The sequence below is a fragment of the Microbacterium sp. Bi128 genome (assembly GCF_918698205.1).
The window spans coordinates 1-3,534 of the sequence record NZ_CAKKMM010000468.1; the positions used below are offsets into that span (position 1 = coordinate 1).

Annotated in this window: 2 protein-coding genes; both read left to right on the forward strand. The window is 68.5% G+C overall.

Annotated elements, in window-relative coordinates; translation table 11 throughout:
- Nucleotides 1-183: 183 nt before the first annotated feature.
- Nucleotides 184-1,935 (forward strand): GTPase HflX, encoded by a 1,752-nt coding sequence (gene hflX / locus LQV45_RS21185; RefSeq protein WP_230008696.1) that lies wholly within the window; start codon nt 184-186, stop codon nt 1,933-1,935.
- Nucleotides 1,875-3,534: ATP-dependent DNA helicase (locus LQV45_RS21190; protein ID WP_230008697.1), on the forward strand; the 1,660-nt coding region annotated here is incomplete at its 3' end. The genes hflX and LQV45_RS21190, both read left to right, overlap by 61 nt.

The window sequence follows — 3,534 nt, forward strand, 5'->3', positions numbered from 1 at the left end:
GCGCCGTAGCCGCCTCTACCGTCCCCAGCCACCGCTCCGCACAGAGCCAGCCCCGCCCCGGCGCCGTTGCCGCAGGCATTCCAGGAGGCCCGCATGACCCCCCGCCGTCAGCCCAGCGCGAATACCGCCCCACAGAGCAACAATCGGCACTATTCTGAAAGTGCCGAACCTTTAAAGGAGACCATGACCAGCCACCCCAACACCGGACCCGATTCAGCAGCCCAGGACATGAGCCCTGAAGAGATTCAAGCTGTAATCGACCGGATCCTTTCCAAGGACACCCCCGCCCCAGGCCGCGGCGGCGGCACCGGCCATGGCACCGCCGCCGGTGCTGGCACCAGCAGCCCGACGTCGGTGCTCGGCAAGGCGCAGGCCATCTCCCGCCTGGACGAGGTGTACACCAACTTCGACGGCGACCAGCAGGACCTTGAGGAACGGCACGCACTGCGCCGCAAGGCCGGCCTGTCCACCGAGCTCGAAGACGTCACCGAGGTCGAATACCGGCAGTTGCGCCTTGAGCGCGTCGTCCTGGCCGGCCTCTGGACCGAGGGCACCCTCGCGGACGCGGAGAACTCCCTGCGTGAACTTGCCGCCCTCGCTGAGACGGCCGGCTCCGAGGTCCTCGACGGGCTCGTCCAGCGGCGTGCCAAGCCCGATCCCGGGACTTTCCTAGGCTCCGGCAAGGCACAGGAGCTGAAAGCCATCGTGATGTCCACCGGCGCCGACACCGTCGTCGTCGACGCCGAATTGGCCCCGTCCCAGCGTCGCGGGCTGGAGGACATCGTCAAGGTCAAGGTCATTGACCGTACAGCGCTGATCCTGGACATCTTCGCCCAGCACGCCAAGAGCCGTGAAGGCAAGGCCCAGGTGGAGCTCGCCCAGCTCGAATACCTGCTCCCGCGCCTGCGCGGCTGGGGTGAATCGATGTCCCGCCAGGCCGGTGGCCAGGTGGGCGGAGCCGGTGCCGGCATGGGCTCGCGTGGTCCCGGTGAGACCAAGATCGAACTGGACCGCCGCCGGATCCGCACCCGGATGGCCAAGCTGCGGCGCGAAATCGCCGCCATGAAGCCTGCCCGGGAAACGAAGCGCGCCAACCGCCGTCGTAATGCCGTGCCCTCTGTCGCCATCGCCGGGTACACCAACGCCGGGAAGTCCTCGCTGCTGAACCGGCTGACCGACGCAGGGGTGCTGGTGGAAAACGCCCTGTTCGCCACCCTGGACCCCACCGTCCGCAAGGCCGAAACCGCTGACGGGCTGGGATACACCCTGGCCGACACCGTGGGCTTTGTCCGTTCCCTGCCCACCCAGCTCGTGGAGGCATTCCGCTCTACGCTGGAAGAGGTCGCCGACTCTGACCTGATCCTGCATGTCGTGGACGTCTCGCACCCGGATCCGGAAGGCCAGATCGCGGCTGTCCGGACGGTCTTCAGCGAAGTCGACGCGCGCAAGGTTCCGGAAATCATTGTCCTGAACAAGGCCGACGCCGCTGACCCGTTCGTGGTCGAACGGCTAAAGCAGCGCGAGCCGCGCCACGTGGTGGTCTCGGCCCGCACCGGCGAAGGCATTCCGGAACTGCTCAAGGCCATCAGCGACGGCATTCCGCGGCCCAGCGTGAAGCTTGAGCTGCTCATCCCGTACAACCGCGGGGATCTGATCAGCAAGCTCCACGAGAGCGACGCCGAGATCCTCAGCCTCGACCACGAGGAAACCGGGACCCGTGCCGTGGTGATGGTGCGGGAAGGACCGACGCCGATCCAGCTCATGCCGAACCAGCCGACGCCGGGCCGGCCGAAACTGACACCGGCGCCGGTTCGGGTGCCGGCGCGGCCGGCGAGGAGTTTGGTGTTAAGCTGCTCGACCGTGCCGTGTCCGGCATGGGCGGGCAGAGCCGCGATGGCCAGCACGAAATGGCCCGGCAGGTGGCGCGCGCGATAGACAGCGGTGATCACCTGCTGGTCCAGGCCGGCACCGGCACCGGCAAGTCGCTGGCCTACCTGATTCCGCTGATCGCGCATTCGCTGACCAGCAACAAGCCCACGCTGGTCTCCACCGCCACCCTGGCGCTGCAAACGCAGATTGTGGGCCGTGACCTGCCCAGGCTGCTTAAGACCATCACCCCTGCCCTGGAGCGGCCCGTCAAGGTCGCCCTGGTCAAGGGCCGGTCCAACTACGTCTGCCGGCACAAACTCGAGGGCGGCTTCCCGTCCGAAGAACCTTCCGAGGGACAGCTGTTTTCCCTCGGCGAGGACACGTCCGTGCCGCACTTCGCCGCCGCACTTGGCGGGCCGTCCTCCCAGCTGGGCAAGGAAGTTGTCCGGCTGCGCGAATGGGCCGAGGAGACCGCCACGGGGGACCGCGACGAGCTCATGCCGGGCGTCACGGACCGGGCCTGGCGCCAGGTCTCGGTCACCTCCATGGAGTGCCTCGGCGCGCAGAAATGCCCGCTCGCGGCCGAATGCTTCAGCGAGCTGGCACGGCAGAACGCCGCCGATGCCGACGTCGTGGTCACCAACCACGCCATGCTCGCCGTCAGTGCCTTCGAAGGCCTGGCGGTGCTGCCCGAGTACGACGTCGTCGTGGTGGATGAAGCACACGAACTTCAGGACCGCGTCACGGGCGCGGTCTCGGGCCAGCTCTCCGTGGCGATGGTGCACGCCGCCGCGTCCGGGGCCCGGAAGCACACGGGCATCACCGTGGATGCGCTGAACAATGCCGCCGCCCACCTGGAGCTCGCCATCGATGGCGTCCCCAGCGGGCTGATGCCCAACGGCCTGAACAGCGAGCAGCTGGACTGCATCGACCAGCTGCGCGACGCCTGCCGCGCCGCCCTTTCCGATTCCAAGGGGGACAGCTCCGTGTCGGCGGACGGCGGACGGCAGCTGGCCCGCTCGCGCCTCATGGTCATCCTGGAGCTCTGTGAACGCCTCCTGGCCGCGCGCGAAAACCGCGAAGTCGTGTGGTTCTCCCGCAACAGCAGCTTCGACCCGGCGCAGGGCTACTCCCAGCCGGACGAGAGCGCGCCGGCGTTGATCAATGTTGCCCCGCTGAGCGTCGCAGGGCGCTTGCGCGAGGGCCTGTTCGCGGACCACACCGTCATCCTGACCTCGGCCACACTGGCCATTGGCGCTGCCTTCGAACCCGCCGCCGGCGGCCTGGGCCTGGTTGGCAACGGCGCCCCGAGCTGGACCGGCGTCGACGTCGGCTCCCCGTTCGACTACCCGAAGCAGGGCATCCTCTACGTAGCCCGGCACCTGCCCAAACCCGGCCGCGGAACGTCCCCCGAGGCCCTGGACGAACTCGAGAAGCTGATCCGCGCCTCCGGCGGAGGCGCCCTGTGCCTGTTCTCCTCGCGGCGCGCCGCAGAGGAAGCAGCCGAGGCCATGCGGCCCCGGGTGGGCCTCAGCATCCTGTGCCAGGGGGAGTCGACCATGACGGCGCTCGTGCGGCAGTTTGCCGACGAACCTGACACGTGTTTGTTCGGAACCATGTCCCTCTGGCAGGGCGTCGACATCCCTGGCGTGTCCTGCCGGCTGG

Bases quoted from the DNA above. Each gene is read 5' to 3' on its own strand.
- hflX (WP_230008696.1), top strand. From the start codon at position 184: ATGACCAGCCACCCCAACACCGGACCCGATTCAGCAGCCCAGGACATG.